Source organism: Halomonas alimentaria (assembly GCF_009902005.1).
GTDB lineage: Bacteria > Pseudomonadota > Gammaproteobacteria > Pseudomonadales > Halomonadaceae > Halomonas > Halomonas alimentaria.
Genome location: NZ_WUTT01000001.1, coordinates 1,286,501 through 1,306,789 on the forward strand (window position 1 = coordinate 1,286,501; position 20,289 = coordinate 1,306,789).

16 protein-coding genes are annotated in these 20,289 nt (G+C 67.4%); 5 read left to right on the plus strand and 11 right to left on the minus strand.

What is annotated here, in order from left to right; translation table 11 throughout:
- Positions 1–132: 132 nt before the first annotated feature.
- From GRB96_RS06170 to GRB96_RS06180, 3 genes are all read left to right on the plus strand, one after another.
- Positions 133–519 carry a DUF4168 domain-containing protein gene (locus tag GRB96_RS06170; RefSeq protein WP_161431316.1) on the plus strand — a complete coding sequence of 129 codons (387 nt, stop codon included), beginning with the start codon at positions 133–135 and terminating at the stop codon, positions 517–519.
- Between the two features lie 155 nt (positions 520–674).
- A complete protein-coding gene (locus GRB96_RS06175) occupies positions 675–2,588 on the plus strand; it encodes a DUF294 nucleotidyltransferase-like domain-containing protein (protein ID WP_161431317.1) in 1,914 nt (637 codons plus the stop codon).
- A gap of 1 nt (position 2,589) precedes the next feature.
- Positions 2,590–3,309 (plus strand): 3'-5' exonuclease, encoded by a 720-nt coding sequence (locus GRB96_RS06180; RefSeq protein ID WP_161431318.1) that lies wholly within the window; start codon positions 2,590–2,592, stop codon positions 3,307–3,309.
- A gap of 114 nt (positions 3,310–3,423) precedes the next feature.
- Here the strand turns inward: GRB96_RS06180 and GRB96_RS06185 are convergent, their stop codons facing one another.
- The 8 genes from GRB96_RS06185 to GRB96_RS06220 form a co-directional block, all read right to left on the minus strand.
- Positions 3,424–5,097 (minus strand): BCCT family transporter, encoded by a 1,674-nt coding sequence (locus GRB96_RS06185; RefSeq protein ID WP_161431319.1) that lies wholly within the window; start codon positions 5,095–5,097, stop codon positions 3,424–3,426.
- Positions 5,098–5,147: 50 nt separating this feature from the next.
- The gene (locus GRB96_RS06190; protein WP_161431320.1) at positions 5,148–5,576 is read right to left on the minus strand and encodes a universal stress protein; all 429 of its coding nucleotides are present in this window, start codon (positions 5,574–5,576) and stop codon (positions 5,148–5,150) included.
- A gap of 281 nt (positions 5,577–5,857) precedes the next feature.
- Positions 5,858–6,733 carry a glycine betaine ABC transporter substrate-binding protein gene (locus GRB96_RS06195; protein ID WP_161431321.1) on the minus strand — a complete coding sequence of 292 codons (876 nt, stop codon included), beginning with the start codon at positions 6,731–6,733 and terminating at the stop codon, positions 5,858–5,860.
- A 68-nt stretch (positions 6,734–6,801) separates the two neighbouring features.
- Positions 6,802–7,635 carry an ABC transporter permease subunit gene (locus GRB96_RS06200; protein WP_161433032.1) on the minus strand — a complete coding sequence of 278 codons (834 nt, stop codon included), beginning with the start codon at positions 7,633–7,635 and terminating at the stop codon, positions 6,802–6,804.
- Between the two features lie 5 nt (positions 7,636–7,640).
- Positions 7,641–8,891, minus strand: a complete 1,251-nt coding sequence (locus GRB96_RS06205) for a quaternary amine ABC transporter ATP-binding protein (RefSeq protein ID WP_161431322.1) — start codon at positions 8,889–8,891, stop codon at positions 7,641–7,643.
- A 207-nt stretch (positions 8,892–9,098) separates the two neighbouring features.
- Positions 9,099–10,283 carry a PQQ-dependent sugar dehydrogenase gene (locus tag GRB96_RS06210; RefSeq protein ID WP_240894136.1) on the minus strand — a complete coding sequence of 395 codons (1,185 nt, stop codon included), beginning with the start codon at positions 10,281–10,283 and terminating at the stop codon, positions 9,099–9,101.
- Between the two features lie 77 nt (positions 10,284–10,360).
- Complete coding sequence (locus tag GRB96_RS06215; protein WP_161431323.1) at positions 10,361–11,236, minus strand: AEC family transporter; 876 nt, start codon at positions 11,234–11,236, stop codon at positions 10,361–10,363.
- Positions 11,237–11,322: 86 nt separating this feature from the next.
- A complete protein-coding gene (locus tag GRB96_RS06220; RefSeq protein ID WP_161431324.1) occupies positions 11,323–13,461 on the minus strand; it encodes a TonB-dependent receptor domain-containing protein in 2,139 nt (712 codons plus the stop codon).
- Between the two features lie 200 nt (positions 13,462–13,661).
- On the opposite strand from GRB96_RS06220, the gene GRB96_RS06225 reads away from it, so the two are divergent.
- Both GRB96_RS06225 and GRB96_RS06230 read left to right on the plus strand, forming a co-directional pair.
- The gene (locus GRB96_RS06225; RefSeq protein WP_161431325.1) at positions 13,662–15,485 is read left to right on the plus strand and encodes an ABC transporter ATP-binding protein; all 1,824 of its coding nucleotides are present in this window, start codon (positions 13,662–13,664) and stop codon (positions 15,483–15,485) included.
- On the plus strand, positions 15,478–16,434 hold the full coding sequence (locus GRB96_RS06230) for an arsenic resistance protein (protein WP_161431326.1): 957 nt from the start codon (positions 15,478–15,480) through the stop codon (positions 16,432–16,434). The genes GRB96_RS06225 and GRB96_RS06230 overlap by 8 nt, the downstream gene beginning before the upstream one ends.
- An 81-nt stretch (positions 16,435–16,515) precedes the next feature.
- On the opposite strand, the gene fhuB is transcribed toward GRB96_RS06230, so the two are convergent.
- From fhuB to GRB96_RS06245, 3 genes are read right to left on the minus strand one after another with little or no spacing between them, the layout of a single operon-like run.
- The gene (gene fhuB, locus GRB96_RS06235) at positions 16,516–18,492 is read right to left on the minus strand and encodes a Fe(3+)-hydroxamate ABC transporter permease FhuB (RefSeq protein WP_161431327.1); all 1,977 of its coding nucleotides are present in this window, start codon (positions 18,490–18,492) and stop codon (positions 16,516–16,518) included.
- On the minus strand, positions 18,482–19,363 hold the full coding sequence (locus GRB96_RS06240) for an ABC transporter substrate-binding protein (RefSeq protein ID WP_161431328.1): 882 nt from the start codon (positions 19,361–19,363) through the stop codon (positions 18,482–18,484). Before GRB96_RS06240 ends, fhuB begins: the two co-directional genes overlap by 11 nt.
- Positions 19,356–20,126 (minus strand): ABC transporter ATP-binding protein, encoded by a 771-nt coding sequence (locus GRB96_RS06245; protein ID WP_161431329.1) that lies wholly within the window; start codon positions 20,124–20,126, stop codon positions 19,356–19,358. The genes GRB96_RS06240 and GRB96_RS06245 overlap by 8 nt, the downstream gene beginning before the upstream one ends.
- Positions 20,127–20,289 lie beyond the last annotated feature (163 nt).

Sequence of the window (20,289 nt, forward strand, 5' to 3'; positions counted from 1 at the left end):
TGGGTTCTGCCACGCAAGAGAGGGCGCCTGCGGGCGCCCTCGTTACATTCCAACACAAAACGATCTGAACTCCCCGGAACGAGGGTCGTCACAGGGGGGCACATACATGATGCAAAATACCTGGAGGTATCTATGAAACGCATGACTGCCCTGTTCTCCGCCGCCTTGCTCAGCGCTGGCCTGATGTCGGCCACCGCACACGCCCAGGAGGACTCTGCAGCCAATGCCGCCGAGCAGACCCAGGCTGCCGCCCCGGCCCAGGACTTCTCCGATGCCCAGCTCCAGCAGTTCGCCGATGCCTCCAAGGAGATCGCGGTGTTGTCTCAGGAGTACACCGAGCGCCTGCAGTCCGCTGAAGGCGAAGACGCCCAGCAGGAAGTACGCATGGAGGCCAACGAGGAGATGGTTAAGGTGGTCGAGGAGAGTGGTCTCGACGTGGATACCTTCAACGCCATCGGCCAGGCCATCCAGCAGAATCCCGAGCTGATGCAGCGTGTCCAGGAGATGGCCCAGTCGTAAGCCACCTTTGACCCGTCGCCGACTCCCATCGGCATTCGCGGCCACCCTCCGGGGTGGCCGTTCTCGTATGTACATGGCGGCTGCAAGAAGGCGCTTTACAGCGTCCCGGCAAGCTTCCAGACTTGGCGAAAATGAGCGGCGACGGGAGAGGACGCATGGAAGTGGAATGGCTGGAGATTCGCCAGCATATGGGGCGCTTCCCGCCCTTCGATGCGCTCTCCGACGAGCTGCTCGACGAGATCGCCGGCCAGGTGGAGGTGGCCTACTACCGCGCCGACAGCGATATCTACGTGGCCGACCAGGAGATTGATGCCCTCGGCTATGTGCGCAGCGGCGCGGTGGAGGTGAGGCGCCGCAACGGGGAGCTCTACGATCGTCGCGGTGAGGGGGAGATCTTCGGCCACTTCAGCCTGCTGCGTAACCACAAGGTGCGCTTCCCCATCCGCACCCTGGAAGACTCGCTGATCTACTTCATCCCCGACGCCATCTTCCAGCGCCTGTGTGAAGAGGATGAGCACTTCGCCGACTTCGTCGAGGTGGAGCGCCCGCGCCTCGAGAGTGCGGTGGAGCATCAGAAGCAGCAGAACGACATGATGATCACTCGGGTGCGCAAGCTGCTCACTCGTTATCCGCTGATGCTCGAGGCGCGCACCACGCTGCAGGCGGCGGCCGGCCAGATCAGCGACTTCGGCGCCTCGGCGGTGCTGGTGCTGGACAGCCCCAGCGACAACCCGCGCTATACCTTCCGCGACAGCGAGGAGCGCGCCTGGCAGGTGCGCGGCATCCTCACCGACAGCGACTTCCGCCGCACGGTGGCCGAGGGGCGACCGCCCGATACCCCCATCGGAGAGGTGGTGGGTGACCGGCTGGTGGCGATCCAGTCCGACGAGTCGGTGCACGAGGCGATGCTGACCATGCTGCGCAATAACATCCACCACCTGCCGGTGATGCATCGCCGCAGCCCGGTGGGCATCGTGCACCTCTCCGATATCATCCGCTATGAGACCCACTCCAGCCTCTACCTGGTCAGCAATATCTACAGCCAGTCCACCGCCGAGGGGCTGGCCAAGCTGGCGCCGGACGTGCGCGCCGCCTTCGTGCGCATGGTGGAGGACGGTGCCGACTCGCGGATGATCGGCAGCGCACTCTCCACCATCGGGCGCAGCTTCACCCGCCGCCTGCTGGAGCTGGCCGAGGAGGAGCTGGGACCGCCGCCGGTGGCCTACTGCTTCATGGCCATGGGCTCCATGGCGCGCAACGAGCAGACCCTGGTCACCGACCAGGACAACGCCCTGGTGCTATCGGACGACTTCGATCCGAAGGCCCACGACGACTACTTCCTGGCGCTGGCCAAGCGAGTAAGCGATGGCCTGGATACCTGCGGTTACAGCTACTGCACGGGCGACATCATGGCCACCAATCCCCGCTGGCGCCAGCCGCTGTCGGTGTGGAAGGGCTACTTCCAGGAGTGGATCCGCGATCCGACCCCTGAGGGTCTGCTGCACAGCTCGATCTTCTTCGACCTGGATGCGGTGTTCGGGGAAAACGCCTACGTCGAGCAGCTTCAGGACCTGATCGCTGCCCAGGCTCCCCAGAGCCGACTGTTCCTGGCCGCCATGGCCCGCAATGCGCTCAACCGTACCCCGCCGCTGGGCTTCTTCCGCACCTTCGTGATGGAGAAGGACGGCAAGCACAACAACTCCATCAACCTCAAGCGGCGTGGCACGGCACCGCTCACCGACCTGATCCGTGTGCACTCCCTGGCCTGCGGCTCCCGGGCCCAGAACAGCTTCGAGCGTCTCGACGATATCGACCAGACCCAGCTGCTGGCCCAGGGCGTGAGTGCCAAGCTGCGTCATGCGCTGGAGTTCCTGACCATGGCGCGGATACGCCACCAGGTGATCTATATCCAGCACGAGCGGACACCCGACAACAATATCGAACCCGAGAACGTCAGTGACAGCGAGCGCCATACCCTCAAGGACGCCTTCCAGGTGCTGAGTAACGCCCAGAAGTTCCTCAAGTTCCGCTACCCTGTGCCGCCCGCCGCCGAGCGGCGGAGGCGCTAGGATGGCCATGGGGCGCAGGCAGCAGGCGGTACCGGGCTGGCCGGAGTATCTGGCCGACCGCGCGGGCCGGGTAAGTCATCCACTGCTGGCCGACTTCTTTTCTACCGGCTGTCCGCCGGCCGACACGCCCATCGGCGAGGCGCCGCTGGTGGCGCTGGATATCGAGACCACCGGCCTCGACCCGCGTCGCCATGCCATCGTCAGCATCGGCATGGTGCCCTTCAGCCTGGCGCGAATTCCGCTGCGCGAGGCGCGCTACTGGGTGCTCAAGCCCTATCGCGAGCTCACCGCGACTTCGGTAACCCTGCACCACATCACCCATGACGAGGTGGAGAATGCCCCGGACCTGGCCGAGGTACTGCCTGAGGTGCTGGGTCTGCTCCGGGGACGACTGGCGGTGGTTCACTATCGGCATATCGAGCGTGGCTTCTTCGATGCGGCCCTCAAGCATCGGTTGGGGGAGGGGCTGCTGTTTCCGGTGATCGATACCATGTCGCTGGAGGCACGGCTCTACCGCCAGTCGCTATGGGCGCGCTTCAGGCGCTGGCTGGGGCGCCCGCCGGTATCGATCCGCCTGCAGGCGAGTCGCGAGCGCTATGGCCTGCCCCCCTACCAGGGGCACCACGCCCTGGTGGATGCCCTGGCCACCGCAGAGCTGCTGCAGGCCCAGGTAGCCAGTCGCTTCTCGGCGGAGACCCCGCTAAGCGAACTGTGGAGCTGAGCACCTCGAGCGCCGTTCAAAGGCTCGGCCCATAAGCTCGACCCATAACGCAGCGAGGCGGCCCGAAGGCCGCCTCGCTGCGTCTTGCTGGCTGCTTGCCAGCCTGGGGCCGATCTACTTGGCCTTGGGCTCGCTCATCAGTCCCTTGACGATGGCATAGCAGCCCACCAGCAGCACCAGGGTGAAGGGCAGGCCGGTGGTCAGTGCCGCCGTCTGCAGCGCGCCGAGGCCGCCACCCAGCAGCAGGGCGATGGCGATGGCACCTTCGATCAGCGCCCAGAACACGCGCTGGGGCTTGGGTGCATCGACCTTGCCGCCGGCGGTGATGGAGTCGATCACCAGCGAACCGGAGTCCGACGAGGTGATGAAGAACACGATCACCAGCACGATGCCGACGAAGGAGGTGATGGCGCTCAGCGGCAGGTACTCCAGCATGGTGAACAGCTGCAGCTCCAGGGCGGCGTCCTGCACCTCGGAGATGCCGGAACTGATCACCTGGTCGATGGCGGTGGTACCGAAGGCGGTCATCCATACCACCGAGGCCAGGGTGGGCACCACCAGCACGGCGATCAGGAATTCACGCACGGTACGGCCGCGGCTGACACGGGCGATGAACATGCCGACGAAGGGTGACCAGGCAATCCACCAGGCCCAGTAGAAGGCGGTCCAGCCCTGGCTGAAGTTGGCATCCTCGCGTCCGAAGGGCATCGAGAGCGCCGGCAGGTTCTTCACATAGCCGAGCAGGTTCTCGAGCACGCCGGTGGCGATCATCAGGGTCGGGCCCACGGCGATCACGAACACCAGCAGCAGCAGGGCCAGGCCCATGTTGAGCTGCGACAGGCGCTGCACGCCCTTGTCGACGCCGAGCATGATCGAGCCCAGGGCGACGACGGTGATGCCCAGGATCAGCAGCACCAGCGTGACGTTGTTGTCGGGAATGCCGAACAGGTAGTTGAGACCGGCCGAGGCCTGGGTCGCCCCCAGCCCCAGCGAGGTAGCCAGACCGAACAGGGTGGCAAACACCGCCAGGATATCGATCAGATGGCCCGGCCAGCCCCAGATACGCTCACCCAGCACCGGGTAGAAGATCGAGCGCATGGTCAGCGGCAGGCCCTTGTTGAAGGCGAAGATCGCCAGCGACAGGCCCACGATGGCGTAGGCGCCCCACGGGTGCAGGCCCCAGTGGAAGATGGTAGCGGCCATGCCCAGCGAGATGGCGGCCTGCTGGTCACCCTCGGCACCGCCCAGCGGCGCCCAGTCGGTACGCAGGCCATCCTCGCCCATGCTGATGCCGCCGAAGGCGGTGCCATAGTGGCCCAGCGGCTCGGATACGCCGTAGAACATCAGGCCGATGCCCATGCCGGCGGCGAACAGCATCGCGAACCAGCCTGGGTAGCCGAAGTCCGGCGTGGCCTTGGCGCCGCCGATGCGCACCTTGCCCATGGGGGTGAAGATCAGCACCAGCGCGAGTATCACGAAGACGTTGGCACCGAGCAGGAACACCCAGCTCAGCTTGGTGGTCAGGAAGCTGAACATGCTGTTGAAGATCGGCTCCATCTGAGCCTGCATGGCCAGCGTCAGGATCACGAACAGCAGGATCACGATCGACGAGACCATGAACACCTTGCCGTGCAGATCCACGTCGATCCCCATGGGGGAAGCGGTGATGTTGTCCTGGCCGATCACGTAATCCGTGTCGATCAGGTTGGCTGCCCCCTCCGGGGCCGGAATCCCCTCGGAGCCCTGCTGAGGCTCCTGGGGCTTGTCATCGTTGGTCTGGTTGGCCACGAGACGTCTCCCTTGCGGTTATCGATGTACGCAGTTGTGTGTCGTAGCGGTTATTCACCGGCCCCCGGACGTACCAGGAATACCGAGGCCTTGGTGTGCGTTGCCACCTTGCCACCGTGGGACGGCATGATCACGTCCAGATGCTTGGGCGGATGGGTCGGCATCACCACCAGATCGGCACCCACCTTGTCGATGGCCTCGATCAGGTCGTCGTCGAGGTCGGCGATGGGGTCGGGGCTGACGATGGTGTGGGTGCTGACCGGCTGGCCATGTACCGCGGCACGCTTCTGGGCGAAGGCCTCCAGCTTCTGGGAGAACTCCTCCGGGGTGCGTGCCACGCTTCCCGGGGTGCTGGAGGTGATGCCCACGTAGCAGACCTCGGCATCATAGTGCTTGGCCAGGTCGGCCACCGTCTGCAGGGCGGGCTCGATCACCTCGATATGGGCGAGATCGATCGGCACCATGATCTTGCGATACATCACGGCATCTCCTTGTCGTTGCGATGAAGGGGCGAGGCAGCGCCCTGAGCAAGCATGTTCTATACAGCAAGGGACACTCGAAGCGTAGTCGCTCTCTGGCGATCAGTGCTTCAACGCATCACGCTTGTTGTACGCGAACTGTACACCAATGATGAAAGTGGCGCAGGTGAGCTCCGAGGAGCCCGCGCGATACAGCATAGCTGGCATGCCAGACATGAAGCAGGGGAACCACTCGCGTGGCTCCCCCGGGAAGGCGCGGCGAGCGCCGCGGGTCAGCAGGATCAGTTGGCGGCGTCGAGCCACTCCTGGACCTGCTCCTGGTTCTCCTCGACCCACTGCTTGGCGCTCTCGTAGGGGTCGGCGTCCTCTTCCTGGTTCATGAGCATGACCTCGCCCATGTCCTCTGCGGTCCACTCGAAGGCATCCAGGATGGCATAGGCCTCCGGCATATCCTCCTCGAGGCCCTGGCGCACGATGGTGTGGATCTGCTCGGCGCCGCCATAGACGTTCTCGGGATCCTCGAGATACTTGAGGTCCCAGCGGGCGAACATCCAGTGCGGGGTCCAGCCGGTGACGGCGATCGCCTCTTCGTTATCGATGGCCGCCTTGAGAGCCGCGCTCATGGTGGCGCCGCTACCGGTCTGCAGGTCGAGATCGAGCTCGTAGGCGTCGATTACGTCCTCGGTCAGGCGCATGATGCCGGCGCCCGGATCGATGCCCACGATCTTGCCGTCGAAGTCGTCGGCATACTCGTTGAGCTCCGCGATGCTCTCGGCTTCCACGTAGCTCGGTACCACCAGGCCGAGCTTGGTGCCGTCCAGGTTGACCCCGGTATCGACAAGTTGATCCTTGAGCTGGGCGTAGTAGTCCTCATGGGTGGTGGGCAGCCAGCCCGCCAGCAGGGCGTCGGTGTCGCCGGAGGCAACCGACTGCCACATGGCGGCGGCAGAGAGTGAGGAGGTTTCCACCTCGTAACCGGCTTGTTCCAGCACGGCACGCATGACGTTGGTGGAGGCCACGGTGGAGGACCACTCGACGTAGGACAGGTGGACGGTGCCCTTGTCCTGAGCCTGGGCGGCACCGGCGGTCAGGGCTGCGCCGGTGGCAAGTGCCAGGCCGGCGAGACGGATACGACGGTTCAGCGGATGCTTCTTCATCGGTTACCTCTTCTCCAAGTGTTCAATAGACCACCATGAAGATCATGGAAGTGTTTTTCAAGGCTGGCTTATGCCTTGCGCCCCTTGCGCAGGGACTGGGTCAGGCGGTCGAGCAGCATGGCCAGTATCACCACGGCGATGCCGGCCTCGAAGCCGTCGCCCGGGCGCAGGCGCTGGATGGCGCGCCATACCTCGCTGCCCAGGCCGTCGGCGCCGATCATGGCGGCGATCACCACCATGGAGAGGGCCAGCATGATGGTCTGGTTGATGCCTGCCATCACCGTGGGCAGGGAGAGCGGTAGCTGCACCTTGAACAGCTTCTGGCTGCGGGTGGCGCCGTAGGCATCGGCGGCCTCGATCAGCTCGCCCGGCACCTGGCGGATGCCCAGGGTGGTGAAGCGGATCGCCGGCGGCATGGAGAAGATCACCGTGGCGAAGATCGCCGATACCGAGCCGATGCCGAAGAAGGGAATCGCTGGGATCAGGTAGACGAAGGCCGGCATGGTCTGCATGAAGTCGAGCACCGGCATGATCACGCGGTAGAGTCGCTCGGAAAGCGCCGCGGCGATGCCTACCGGGAGAGCGATCACCACCGCCACCAGGGTGGCGATCACCACCAGGGTGAGCGTCTCGATCATCGGGTCCCACAGGCCCAGGTTCCAGATCAGGGCCAGGCCGGCGGCAGCGCCGATCGCCAGGCGTAGGTTGGCGACCCACCAGCAGAGGCCGACGATGATCAGCAGCAGGCCCCAGGGCGGCAGCCACATCAGGGCGTCGTTGAGGCCGTCGATGCCGGTCTGGGTCACCCGGGATATGCCGCGGGTCACGATGGAGTACTCGCTGGTCAGCCAGTCGAGGCCACCCTCGATCCACTGGCCGAGCGGAATGCTTGGAATCTCGATCGCCATCACTGTTCTCCTGCCGCTGCGGTATCGGTGTCTGCGTCTGCCGTGGAGTTCTCCTCGGTGGCCTGGGCGAGCTGGTCGAGCACGGCGCCCTTGACCACCACGCCGAGCAGGCGCTCGTCGTCATCGACCACGGCGATGGGGAAGCTCTTCTCGCTGAACATGGCGAAGAGGTTGTGCAGCGGCTCCTGGGGCCCGACCTTGCGAAAGTCCTGGGTCATTGACTCGCTGATGGTGTCGGCGCCCTGCCTGGCCGCCTGCTCCGCGGCATCCACCTCGAGCAGGCCCAGCAGGGTGCGGTCGCGGCGGGTGACGTAGATGGAGTCGAGGTTATGCTCGTGCATCTTGCGCAGGGTGGTACGCGGGCCGTCGCCCTCGCGGGCCACAGCGCGCACCTTGCGCATGGCGTGCTCGGCGGTGAGGATCTTGGACATGTCCACGCCTTCCACGAAGCGCTTCACATAGTCGTCGGCGGGGTGGGTCAGGATCTGCTCCGGGGTGCCGATCTGCACGATCTCGCCATCCTTGAGCAGGATGATGCGGTCGGCGATGTTGAGCGCCTCGTCGAGGTCGTGGGTGATGAAGACCGTGGTCTTCTGCATCCGGCTCTGCAGTTCCTGCAGCTCCTGCTGCATGTCGCCGCGGATCAGCGGGTCGAGCGCCGAGAAGGCCTCGTCCATCAGCAGCACCGTGGAGTCATTGGCCAGCGCCCGCGCCAGGCCCACGCGCTGCTGCATGCCGCCGGAGAGCTGGTTGGGGTAGGAGTCCTCCCAGCCGTCCAGGCCCACCTGCTTGAGCGCCTTGCGGGCGATCTCGGCGCGCTCGGCCTTGTCCACGCCGCGGATTTCCAGGCCGAATTCGGCGTTCTGCTGCACCGTGCGGTGGGGGAAGAGCGCGAAGTTCTGGAACACCATCGAGAAGTGACGGCGGCGGCACTCCAGCAGCGCCTTGTCATCCAGCTTGGGGATGTCCTCGTCGTCGATGATGATCTCGCCCTCGGTGGGCTCGATCAGCCGGTTGAGGCAGCGGATCAGAGTCGACTTGCCCGAGCCGGAGAGCCCCATGATCACCAGCAGCTCGCCTTCGTAGACGTCGAAGTTGATGTTGGAGAGGCCCAGCGTCTGGCCGGTCTTCTCGTGGATCTCGGTGCGCTTGAGTCCCTGGTCACGCAGTTCGAGCCCCTTCTTCGGGTTGCTGCCGAAGACCTTGCTCAGGTTGCGAACCCGAATCTTGACGTTTCGGTTCTCGTTCATTGAATAGCCTTCTTGTCAGCCCCTGGCGTAACGCGAATGGCACAGAATACAGTGTGCCGGCGACGCCCAGATTGGCATGCGGAAGCGTTGACGGTTGCGAAAGGATCTCTACCCTACGTTTTTTTGAATGATCATTCAAATTAAAAAGCCTGGCGGTAACGCCAGGCAAAACAGCAGCAGGGAAGGGAAGAGGAGGACGAGGCTACGCTAGGGAGCCACCGGCGTCAGCCGATAGAGTGCGCCACGAGCGGCATCCTCGAGCAGGTAGATGGAGCCGTCCGGGCCCTGGCGCACGTCGCGGATGCGGCCGATCTCACCCTCGAGGATCACCTCGCGTTCGACCACGTCGTCGCCGTCCAGGGCCAGGCGTACCAGCCTTTCGCTGGCCAGGCCGCCGGCCAGCAGGTGGCCCTGCCAGGCAGGGAAGGTGTCGCCGCTGACCTCGGCCAGCCCCGAGGGGGCGAAGCGCCCTGCGAAGACATGCAGCGGGTCACGCATGCCCGGGGCGCTGTCGCGGCCGATGGGCTGGTTGGTGGCGTAGTCGTTACCGCGGCTCACCACCGGCCAGCCGTAGTTCTCGCCGGCCACCAGTCGGTTGAGTTCGTCGCCGGTGCGCGGACCATGCTCCGTGGACCAGGCGGTGCCGTCGGCGGCGACCGTGAGCCCCTGAGGATTGCGGTTGCCTAGGGTGTAGAGCTCGTCGAGCACCGCGTCGTCGCCGACGAAGGGGTTGTCCTCGGGCACGCCGCCGCTGTCGGTCAGGCGCAGCACGCTGCCGGCATGGTCGTTGCCATCCTGGGCCCGGGGCGGTTCGCGGCCGCGGTCGCCGATGCTCATCAGCAGGGTGCCGTCAGGGAGCCAGGCCAGCCGCGAGCCGTAGTGTCGCCCGGGGGCGGAGAAACGGTCCTGCACAAATAGCGTCTCGACGTCGGTCAGGGCGTCCTCGCTCAGACGGGCGCGGGAGAGGGTGGTGGCGCTGCCGCCGTTGCCGGGCTGGCTCCAGGTGAAGTAGAGCCAGTCATTGCCACCGCCTTCCTCGCCGAAGTCGGGATGCAGGGCAAGATCGAGCAGGCCGCCCTGGCCCCGGGTGCTCACCGCTGGCACACCGGCGAGGCGGGTGATCTCCCCCGCCTGGTCGATGCGTGCCAGGCGCCCCGGGCGCTCACTGACCAGCAGGTCGCCATCCGGCAGGAAGGCCAGCGACCAGGGGTGCTCGAGCCCCGTGGCGATGCGCTCGAGGTGCAGGGCGTGATGGTCGCTCTCGAGCCGCTCGACCAGCGTCTCGGCGGCCTGGGCGTGGTTATCCTGGGAAAGGCTGGTCGTGAGCAGGCCTCCCAGGCCCAGGCCGACGAGCAGCAGGGCGGTGGTCGCTCTATGAAGCATGGCCGGCATGGTCATCTCCTTGCGGGACGTGTCGGGTATCTCTCCACCAGCATAGATCGACAGGCGGACATCCACCGCAGCTCGGGCTACATCAGCCAGGCCAGCAGTAGCGGCAGGTAGAGCAGCGAGAGCAGGGTCGAGCAGAACACCAGGCTTGCCACATACTCCGGCTCGCGCCGCGCCTTCTGGGCGAACAGGTAGTTGAACACCGCCACCGGCATGCTCATCTGCAGCACCAGGATGCCCTGGGCCATGGCCGGAAGTTCGAGCAGGGAACCGATGCCCCAGGCCAGGGCCGCTGCCACCGGAATGCGCAGCAGGCTGAAGCCGACCCCGGACTTGAGGCTGCGGACCTGGATGCTGGCCAGCGAGACCCCCAGGGTGATCAGCATCAGCGGCACGGTGAAACCCGAGATCAGGTCGACGCTGTTGGCAAGCCACAGGGGCAGGGCGGTATCGGTGAGCAGCAGCGTAAGCGAGATGACAATGGCGTAGACCGTGGGGGTTCGCACCAGGGTGCGCAGCGGGTTGTCCCGGCTGGCCATCACCGAGCCCACGGTGAACTGGAACAGCGACACGGTGACCATCACCGTGATGCCATAGGCGAAGCCGGCACTGCCGAAGGCGTAGAGCACTACCGGCAGGCCCATGTTGCCGGTATTGGGATACATCATGGGGGCCAGCACCACCCGCCACTCCTTGCCCAGCAGGCGCGCCATCAGCGGGGTAGCCGCGGCCATGGCCATGATCACCAGGGCCGCGGCCAGCATGGTGCGGCCGACGTTGCCGGCCTCGATCTCGGCGTTGGCCAGCGAGGCGATGATCAGCGCCGGGGTGCCGATATTGAAGACCAGCCGGGTGACGAACTCCACCGGGTAGGGCTGACCCAGGCGGATCCAGAGATAGCCCAGACCGGCGCCGGTAAGCACCGGGGCCATTACGGCGAAGAGTTCGGCAAGCATGCGGTCGTCCCTGAGGTAAAGAGCGGGCGACTATTGTCGGAAGCGGCGGCCGGCCTGGCAAGGCGGCCGCCGATCGGTGCCTCAGCTCAGAAGGTGTAGCGGGCGGAGAGCCAGAGGCGGCGCCCCTCTTCGCTGTTGGCGTAGACGTTGCCGTATTCCGCACCGCCGTCGTAGGCGCGGTAATCGACGAAGTCCTTGTCAAACAGGTTCTGGACGGTGGCGCTGACGGTGAAGGCGTCGGAGACCCGGTAGCTGCCGCCCAGATGGAACAGGGCGTAGGATTCGAAATCGCCCAGGTCGTCGTAGGAGGCGGCGCCGCGGACCCGCTCACGGTTGCGGTAGCGCTCGCTGCGGTATTCACCGGAGAGCCAGGTACTCAGCCGTTCGGTAGTCTGCCAGCGCAGGGTGCCGTTAACCGCATGCTCCGGGGTATCGGTCAGAGGCTCGCCCTGCTGCTCGCCACTCTTCTGTTCGCTGTCCGTGTAGGTGTAGTTGGCACTCAGGTTGACGCGCTCCGAGAGCTGGATCCGGGTGGAGAGCTCGATGCCCTGGGTCTCGGCTTCATCGATATTGATGTCCTGGGAGTAGGTGCCGTCCGGTATGCCCGGATCGCCGCTGATCGTGATATCCGGTCCGGCGGCGATCTTGTCGTCGAAGCGGTTGTGGAACAGCGTGGCACTGGCCATGAAGCCCTCACCGTTGTCGTACTGGGCGGCGAGCTCGCTGCTGGTGCTCTTCTCCGGCTGCAGGTCGGGGTTGCCGATGGTCAGGATGGTGCCCTGGCCGGTCACGCCGTTGACGCCATCGTGCAGGTCATTGAGCGACGGCGTCTTGTAGCCGCGACTCACGCCGCCCTTCAGGGTCCAGTCGTCGCTGGCACTCCAGACCAGATAACCGCGCGGGCTGAACTGGCTGCCGAAGGCGTCGTGGTGGTCGTAGCGCCCGCCCAGGGTCAGCGCCCAGTCCTCGGCCAGCCACCACTCGTCCTCGGCGAACAGCGCCCAGGTGGTCTGCGAGAAGGCCTCGGTGGCCAGTCCGTCGGTCAGTTCGGAGTCCATCCACTGACCACCGATCGTGGCCATATGGTCGCCCAGGGGCATGGTGAACTTGCTGTCGAGGACGGTATTGGTGGTCTCGAGCTCGCGATCATCGCCGCCCACGATACCCGGGAAGCCTTCATAGGGCTGGCCCTGAGTGCCGGGGATGGTGCGCCCAGTGGTCTCGGTGGTATTGCGCATCAGGCTCGATTCCAGGGTGCCGGAGGCGAAGCGCCCGGTATGCCCGATGGCGAGCTGGTTGCGCTCGAAGCGCAGCTCATCGCTGTAGCCGTTGGCCTCGCCCGGGGCGGGTTCGCAGCTGCGGGTGCGCCCGTCCAGAGTGCCCAACTGGCAGTCATCGTTGTTGAAGCGCTGGCGGCTGGTCTCGCCATCGAGCCACAGCTCGTGGTCTTCGTGCGGGGTCAGGGTGAGCTTGGCGCCCAGGCTGTAGATGTCGCCTTCTACGGGGCTCGGCCCGCGCTGGCTGACCGGGACCTCGGTACCGTCCGCCTCGGTATAGGTCAGGGTCGAGGCATCACGCTCATGGAAGCGGCCGCGTACCTGCAACCCAAGGGTCTCCTCGACCAGCGGACCGCTGGCATAGAGGCTGGTCTCGCGGCTGTCGCCGTATTCATCATGCTCGTTGAGGGTGGTTTCGGCCTGCACCGAGCCGCTCCACTCCTTGCCTACCTTGCGGGTGATGATATTGATCACCCCGCCCATGGCGTCTGAGCCGTAGAGGGTCGACATCGGGCCGCGGATCACCTCGATGCGCTCGATGGACGAGACCGGCGGCATGAAGCTGGTCGCGGTTTCGCCGAAGCCGTTGGGCGTGACGCTGCCGGCGGTATTCTGGCGGCGGCCGTCGATCAGGATCAGGGTGTAGTCGCTGGGCATGCCACGGATGCTGATGTTGCGTCCGCCGGTCTTGCCCACCTGGCCGCCCACATCGACGCCTTCCACGTCGCGCAGGGCGTCGGCGATGCTGGTGACCCGCTTTTCCTCCAGCTCCTGGCGGCTGATCACCGAGATGCTGGCAGGGGCTTCGGCCATGGCCTGCTCGAAACCGGCGGCGGTGACCACGATGTTGTCCAGCCGCTGGCTCTCCTGGGCCAGGGCGGGAAGGGCAGAGGCGGTGGCGGCCAGGGCCACGGCGCTGGCCAGAGCGTTGGGTGTGATGCGGTTCATGTCAATCCTTGAATGATATTGATTATCAAAGGCGCAAGGATTCTAGCCGACATTAAGAATCAAATGATAGTATTTCTCACAAATTTGTTCGCTGCCTACCCCTGTGAAGCCAGTGTGCCACCTCGACCCAAGGGGCCGGGCACGCTGGAGCGAGGCGGTGTGCGTCGCTATCCTGCCCGGGTCAACCACAAGGACTCCCCATGACCTCCACCCCGGCGACTCCCAACAGCTTCCAGGCGCTGGTGCGCCTGCTGCGCTACGCCCGCGGCTACCGTCGGCGCATCATCGCCGCCAGTGCCTGCTCGATCATCAACAAGCTCTTCGATATCGCGCCGGAGATCCTGATCGGTGTGGCCATCGATGTGGTGGTCAATCAGGAGGAGAGCTTCGTGGCTCGGGCGGGCTTCACCTCGGCTCAGGAGCAGATATTCGTTCTGGCGATCCTGACCTTCTTCATCTGGGCCGGCGAGTCGCTGTTCGAGTACCTCTACAAGATCCTGTGGCGCAACCTCGCCCAGCGCCTCCAGGCCGACATGCGCCTGGACACCTACGAGCACGCCCAGCGCCTGGACATGGCCTACTTCGAGTCGAAGAGCTCCGGCCAGCTGGTGGCCACCATGAACGACGACGTCAACCAGCTGGAGCGCTTCCTCGACGGTGGTGCCAACTCGCTGATCCAGGTGGGGGTCACCGTGGTGGCGGTGGGTGCGGTGTTCTTCGTCATCTCGCCGCTGATTGCGCTGCTCGCCTTCACGCCGATCCCGCTGATCATCTGGGGTGCCTTCTACTTCCAGCGCAAGGCGGGGCCGCTCTACGCCGACGTGCGCGAGAAGGTGGGTGACCTGGCCAGTCGGCTGGCCAACAACCTGGCCGGTATCGCCACCATCAAGAGCTTTACCAGCGAGGCCCGCGAGGCCGAACGCCTGCACCGGGTCAGCGAGGCCTATGTGGAGGCCAACCGCCGGGCCATCCGGGTGAGCTCTGCCTTCATCCCGGTGATCCGCATGGCGATCCTGGCCGGTTTCCTGGCCACCTTTACCGTGGGCGGGATGCTGGCGCTGAAGGGCGAACTCAACGTGGGTGCCTACGGCGTGCTGGTGTTCCTCACGCAGCGCCTGCTCTGGCCGCTGACGGGCCTGGCCGAGGTGATTGACCTCTTCGAGCGCGCCATGGCCAGCACCCGACGCATCCTCGATCTGCTGGCGGAGCCGATCAAGGTGCGTGATAACGCCGGCGTGCCGCTGGCCGAGCCGCTGCGGGGTGAGGTGAGCTTCGAGAGCGTGAGCTTTCGCTATGCGGCGAGCGAAGTGGGCGTGGAGAACGTCAGCCTGGAGGTGCCGGCCGGCCACACCCTGGCCCTGGTGGGCGCCACCGGCTCCGGCAAGTCGACCCTGATCAAGCTGCTGCTGCGCTTCTACGACCCCGGCGCCGGGCGGGTGCTGATCGACGGCCAGCCCATCGGTGAGGTGAGCCTCGCCTCCCTGCGCGGCGCCATCGGCCTGGTCAGCCAGGACGTCTACCTGTTCGAGGGCAGCGTGCGTGACAATATCGCCTACGGGAAACCGGACGCCGCGGAGGACGCCATCGTCGAGGCGGCCAGGACCGCCGAGGCGTGGGAGTTCATCCAGGCGCTGCCCCGGGGGCTCGACACCTCGGTGGGCGAGCGCGGCGTGCGCCTCTCCGGTGGCCAGCGCCAGCGCCTCTCGTTGGCCCGGGCGCTGCTCAAGGACCCGCCCATCCTGGTGCTGGACGAGGCCACCAGCGCCGTGGACAACGAGACCGAGGCTGCTATCCAGCGCTCGCTGCGCCGCATCGGTCACGGTCGCACCGTGATCATGATCGCCCACCGCCTCTCCACCATCGTCCACGCCGACGAGATCGTGGTGATCGAGGGCGGGCGGGTCACCGAACGCGGCACCCACCAGAGCCTGCTCGAGGCCGACGGGCGCTACGCCGCCCAGTGGCGGGTGCAGACCGGGGCGCTGCTGGCAGATGGCATCGAGGGGCAGGCACCGAATGCGTGAGGCGCTGGAACGCCACCAGGTTTGGCTCTATCTGGCGGCGATCCTGATCGGGCTGGGCCTGGGGTTCTTGCGTCCCGCTACCGCCGCCGGCCTGGAGCGCACACTCTGGCCGTTGCTCGCCGTGCTGCTCTACGCCACCTTCACCCAGGTGCCACTGAGTCGGTTGGGCCTGGCCTTGAAGGATTGGCGCTTCGCCACGGCACTGGTACTCGGCAACTTCCTGCTCATGCCGCTGATCGTCGGCAGCCTGGTGGTGGCGCTGCCGCTGGCGCCTGCCGTAAAGCTCGGCGTGCTGCTGGTGCTGCTGGTGCCCTGCACCGACTGGTTTATCAGCTTCACCCATCTGGGCAAGGGGGATGCGGCCCGGGCCATCGCCGCCACACCCCTGCTGCTGCTGGTACAGCTGGTGGCCCTGCCGGCCTATCTCTGGCTCTTTCTGGGCACGGAGTGGGCCCGGGTCGCCATCGGCGGGCCGCTGCTCGCCGCCTTCGTCGGGCTGATCCTCGCCCCGCTGGCGGCGGCCTGGCTGACCGAGCGCCTGGCCAGACGCCATGCCGCCGTCCGCCGCCTGGTGGCGGGCCTGGGCTGGCTGCCCGTGCCGCTGCTCGCCGCGGTGCTGCTACTGGTAGCGGCGACCCAGGTTGCCGGCATGGAAGGGGTGAGCGGGGTGTTGCTGCAGGTGCTGCCGCTCTTCGTCGGCTACCTGGCGCTGGCGGCACTGCTGGGGCTGACGCTGGGGCGGCTCTTCGGGCTTTCGCCGCCGGCGGCCAGGACCCTGACCTTCAGTCTCGGCACCCGCAACTCCTTCGTGGTGCTGCCCATTGCCCTGGCGCTGCCACAGGGCTGGCAGGCCGCGGTGGTGGTTGTCGTCTTCCAGTCGCTGGTGGAACTCTTCGGCATGCTGGCCTTCCTGCGCTTCGTGCCGGGCCGGCTGATTCCCGACCGTTAGGTCGGCGGTAGCGGCGGGGATGGTCGCTGTGAAGGAGGGCGCCTTGCCGTCATGCCCGGCGTCGAGTGGCGAGCGTCGCGGTCACCGGCGCCGCAGGCCCCACATGAAGTAGGCGCCGCCCAGCAGCGAGGCCACCAGGCCGGCGGGGATCTCCGCGGGGAACAGCAGCTGGCGGCCCAGCCAGTCCGCCAGCACCATCAGCAGGGCGCCGATCAGCGTGGCCCCCAGCAGGTGGGCGCGGGCCCGGGAGAAGCCCGCCAGCCGGGCCATATGGGGGGCCAGCAGGCCGACGAAGGAGAGCGGGCCCACCACCAGGGTGGCGCAGGCGGTCAGCAGCGCGACCAGCAGCAGCAACGCCAGCCGGGCCCGCGCGACCCTGACTCCCAGGGCCGCGGCCGTGGCCGCCCCCAGCGGCAGGATATCCAGCCAGCGGGCGAAGGGGCGTGCCGCCAGGGCCAGCGCCACGGCGAGGCCCGCCACCACTGTCGCGCTGACGGGGTCGACGTAGTAGGTGGAGCCCGAGAGCCAGGCGATCACCTGCTGGCCGCGTGGGTCGCCGCCGGCCAGCACGATGGCACGCACGGCGTCGAACAGCGCGGTGATCGCCACGCCACTGAGCAGCAGCCGTTCGGGCATGAAGCCGCTGCGCCGGTTGAGCACGACCAGCACGGCGAGGCTTGCCAGCGCCCCCAGGGTGCCGGCGGCGACCAGGACCAGGTTGTCGGGGGCGGGCAGCAGGAAGAGCGCCGCGATCAGGGCGATGGCGCTGCCTCCGCTGATGCCGAGCACCTCGGGGCTGGCCATGGGATTGGCGGTGAGGCGCTGGATCAGGGTGCCGGCGACCGCCAGCATCACCCCGCTGGCCGCGGCCGCCAGCAGCCGCGGCCAGCGCCACTCAAGCACCGCCTCCTCAACAGTGGCGAACCAGCCGTCGGCCGCCTGGCCCACCAGCAGGGCGAGCAGCAGGGCGACGACAAGGCCCAGGGCCAGTCCCGCGGCCAGGCGTCCGGGGGCGGGGTGGCGCGGGGCCAGGGCCGTGGCGTTGGCGGGCGGGCGGCCGGCTTCCAGGCGCAGCCGGGGGATCAGCCACAGCAGCAGCGGCGCCCCCAGGGCGGCCGTGGTGGCCCCGGTGGGAAGCAGGGTGGGCAGGCTGCCGGCGAAGCGCTGCAGCAGCAGATCGGTGGTGGCCAGCAGCAGGGCGCCGAGCAGCGTCGACCAGACGAGCCGCGCTCCCAGGCGGCGCGCCCCGGCCAGGCGCACGATATTGGGCGCGGCCAGGCCGATGAAGCCGACCACCCCCACCACGCTGACCACGCAGCCGGTGAGGAAGACCGCCAGCCCCAGCCCCGCCAGGCGCAGGTGCTTCAGCGAGACGCCGAGGCTCCTGGCGCTGGCGTCGTCGAGCTCGAGCACCGTCAGCGGCCGCAGCAGCAGCCAGGCCGCCAGGGCGCCCAGCAGCAGCCGCGGGGCCAGGAAGGCGGCGTCATGCCAGCCGTTCTGGGAAAGCGACCCCGCGCCCCAGATCAGCAGCCCCTTGAGGATCTCCTGGTGGAAGAGCAACAGCACCATGCCCAGCGCCCCGGCGTAGAGGTTGACCACTAGGCCGGCGAGGACCACCACCGCGGGGGAGAGGCCGCGGCGCCAGGTCAGGGCGAAGACCAGCGCCATGGCACCGGCGCCGCCGGCCAGGGCCACCCATTCACGCCCGACCAGTAGCAGGCCGGGGGCGAGCAGGGTGGCGGCCATCAGCGCCAGGTTGGCGCCGCTGGCCACCCCCAGGGTGGTGGGGGCGGCCAGCGGATTGCGCAGCACCTGCTGCATCAGCACCCCGGCCAGGGCCAGCCCGCCGCCGGCCAGCAGCGCCATGGCCAGGCGCGGCCACCAGCTGTAGTGGCGCACCAGCGCTTCGGCGCTTGCCGGCGTCACGGTGGTCAGCGCGCGCAGGCCATCGAACAGCCCCTCCTCGGCGAGCGACCCCAGCACCAGGGCCATCAGCGCCAGGCCCGGCAGCAGGCAGACGAGGGCAGGGGCGTGGCGGCGGGCGGCCTCAGTCGTCATGGGGTGCCTCCTCCAGGGCGGCGACCAGGTGCTCGGCGAAGCGCTGCGCCGAGGGCAGGGCGCCGAAGCTCCATACCGGGGGCAGGGTGATCAGGGATTCGTTGCGCACGCTGGGCTGCTGCTGCCAGAGGCCGCTGTCGGCAAGCGCCGCCTCGACGCCCACCGGGTAGGGTTCGACCACCACCAGCCGAGCCTCCAGGCCGGCCAGCTGCTCCAGGCCCACCAGCGAGAAGCCCCAGGCGTTGGTCTCGCCGCGCCAGGCATTCTCCAGCCCCAGGCGGGCCATCACGGCCTGGTAGAGGCCGCCCGCGCCGAACACCCGGACGTGGCGCTCGTCCATGAACTGCACCACCAGCAGCGGCGGCACCCGCGCGGGTAGCCGTTGCCGCTGGGCCGCGAGGCGAGTCTCCGTCTCGGCGATCAGCCGCTCGGCGGCCGCCTGCCGGTTGGCCAGGCGACCGACCTTACGGGTCAGCTCAAGCAGCTGGGGCCAGGTCTCGCGGCCCGGGGAGTAGAGCGGCAGGGTCGTGACCGGGGCGATGCGCGACAGCCGCGGCGCCAGGTTGGCGAACATCGGCGAGATCAGGATGCGCTCGGGCGCGAGGCTCGCCAGTAGCTCCAGATTGGGCTGGCTGCGCAGGCCGAGATCGACGGTGGCAGCAGGCAGGCGCGGCGTGCCGACCCAGGCCTGGTAGGCGTCGACCTGAGCGACGCCGGCCGGCGTGGCGCCCAGTGCCACCAGGGTCTCGGCCAGGGTCCAGTCGAGGGTGGCCATGGCCGGCTGGGCCTGGGCGCGAGGCATCGGCGCCAGTGCCAGGGCCAGCAGCACAGGCACGAGTCCGCGGAGCAGCCGGGCGGGCACGTCAGGCATGGACCAGGGCGACGGGATGGTGGCCGGCGGGATGCGCCATCACCCGCATGGGGATGCCGTAGATCGCCTCCAGGGTGGCCTCGTCCATCAGCTCGGCCGGGGTGCCCCGGGTCAGCACGCGCCCGCCATGCAGGGCGACCAGGTGGTCGCAGTAGCGCGCCGCCATGTTGACGTCGTGCAGCACGATCACCACGCCGAGCCCCAGCGTCTGACTGAGCCGGCGGATCAGCGCCAGCACCTCCACCTGGTGGGCGATGTCCAGCGCGGCGAGGGGCTCGTCGAGGAGCAGGAAATCGCTGCCCTGGGCCAGCAGCATGGCCAGCCAGACGCGCTGGCGTTCGCCGCCGGAGAGGGTGTCGACCAGGCGGTCGGCGAAGGCCTCGGTGTGGGTGGCGGCGATGGCGCGGTCGATGGCCGCCTCGTCCTCGCGGGTGTGCCGGCCCAGCAGGCCGCGCCAGGGGTAACGGCCCATGGCCACCAGCTCGCGGCCGAGCAGGTTCTCGGTAGCGGGCAGCTGCTGGGGCAGGTAGGCCACCCGGCGGGCGAACTCGCGCTGGCCCCAGCGGGAGAGGGGCCGGCCGGCGAAGTGCAGCTCGCCCTGGCTCACCGGCTGCTGACGAGCCAGCAGCTTGAGCAGGGTCGACTTGCCCGAGCCATTGTGACCGATCAGGCCATGCACCCGGCCGCCCTCGAGAGTGAGGTCGGTGGCGGCAAGCAGCGGCCGGTCGGCGATGGCGAAACCGGCTCCGCGCAGTTCGAACATGCAGGACGCTCCTTCGGCGGGCCCCGGACGGGGCGGGCGATGGGCGCTACCTTACCCGTGTTGAAAATGCGTATCAATAAGGTCCTGGCCATGAGCACCACTATAGATGAGAAAAATTCCTACTTGTTTGCATAAATGATAGTGATTACCATGCGCGTTCAAT

What these genes read in the sequence shown, in the direction of transcription:
- GRB96_RS06175 (WP_161431317.1), top strand. Translation starts at nt 675, where the DNA reads ATGGAAGTGGAATGGCTGGAGATTCGCCAGCATATGGGGCGCTTCCCG.
- GRB96_RS06245 (WP_161431329.1), bottom strand. Translation starts at nt 20,126, where the DNA reads ATGTTCGAACTGCGCGGAGCCGGTTTCGCCATCGCCGACCGGCCGCTG.
- GRB96_RS06215 (WP_161431323.1), bottom strand. Translation starts at nt 11,236, where the DNA reads ATGCTTGCCGAACTCTTCGCCGTAATGGCCCCGGTGCTTACCGGCGCC.
- GRB96_RS06190 (WP_161431320.1), bottom strand. Translation starts at nt 5,576, where the DNA reads ATGTATCGCAAGATCATGGTGCCGATCGATCTCGCCCATATCGAGGTG.
- fhuB (WP_161431327.1), bottom strand. Translation starts at nt 18,492, where the DNA reads ATGACGACTGAGGCCGCCCGCCGCCACGCCCCTGCCCTCGTCTGCCTG.
- GRB96_RS06210 (WP_240894136.1), bottom strand. Translation starts at nt 10,283, where the DNA reads ATGCCGGCCATGCTTCATAGAGCGACCACCGCCCTGCTGCTCGTCGGC.
- GRB96_RS06180 (WP_161431318.1), top strand. Translation starts at nt 2,590, where the DNA reads ATGGCCATGGGGCGCAGGCAGCAGGCGGTACCGGGCTGGCCGGAGTAT.
- GRB96_RS06170 (WP_161431316.1), top strand. Translation starts at nt 133, where the DNA reads ATGAAACGCATGACTGCCCTGTTCTCCGCCGCCTTGCTCAGCGCTGGC.
- GRB96_RS06220 (WP_161431324.1), bottom strand. Translation starts at nt 13,461, where the DNA reads ATGAACCGCATCACACCCAACGCTCTGGCCAGCGCCGTGGCCCTGGCC.
- GRB96_RS06195 (WP_161431321.1), bottom strand. Translation starts at nt 6,733, where the DNA reads ATGAAGAAGCATCCGCTGAACCGTCGTATCCGTCTCGCCGGCCTGGCA.
- GRB96_RS06240 (WP_161431328.1), bottom strand. Translation starts at nt 19,363, where the DNA reads ATGCCTGACGTGCCCGCCCGGCTGCTCCGCGGACTCGTGCCTGTGCTG.
- GRB96_RS06225 (WP_161431325.1), top strand. Translation starts at nt 13,662, where the DNA reads ATGACCTCCACCCCGGCGACTCCCAACAGCTTCCAGGCGCTGGTGCGC.
- GRB96_RS06230 (WP_161431326.1), top strand. Translation starts at nt 15,478, where the DNA reads ATGCGTGAGGCGCTGGAACGCCACCAGGTTTGGCTCTATCTGGCGGCG.
- GRB96_RS06205 (WP_161431322.1), bottom strand. Translation starts at nt 8,891, where the DNA reads ATGAACGAGAACCGAAACGTCAAGATTCGGGTTCGCAACCTGAGCAAG.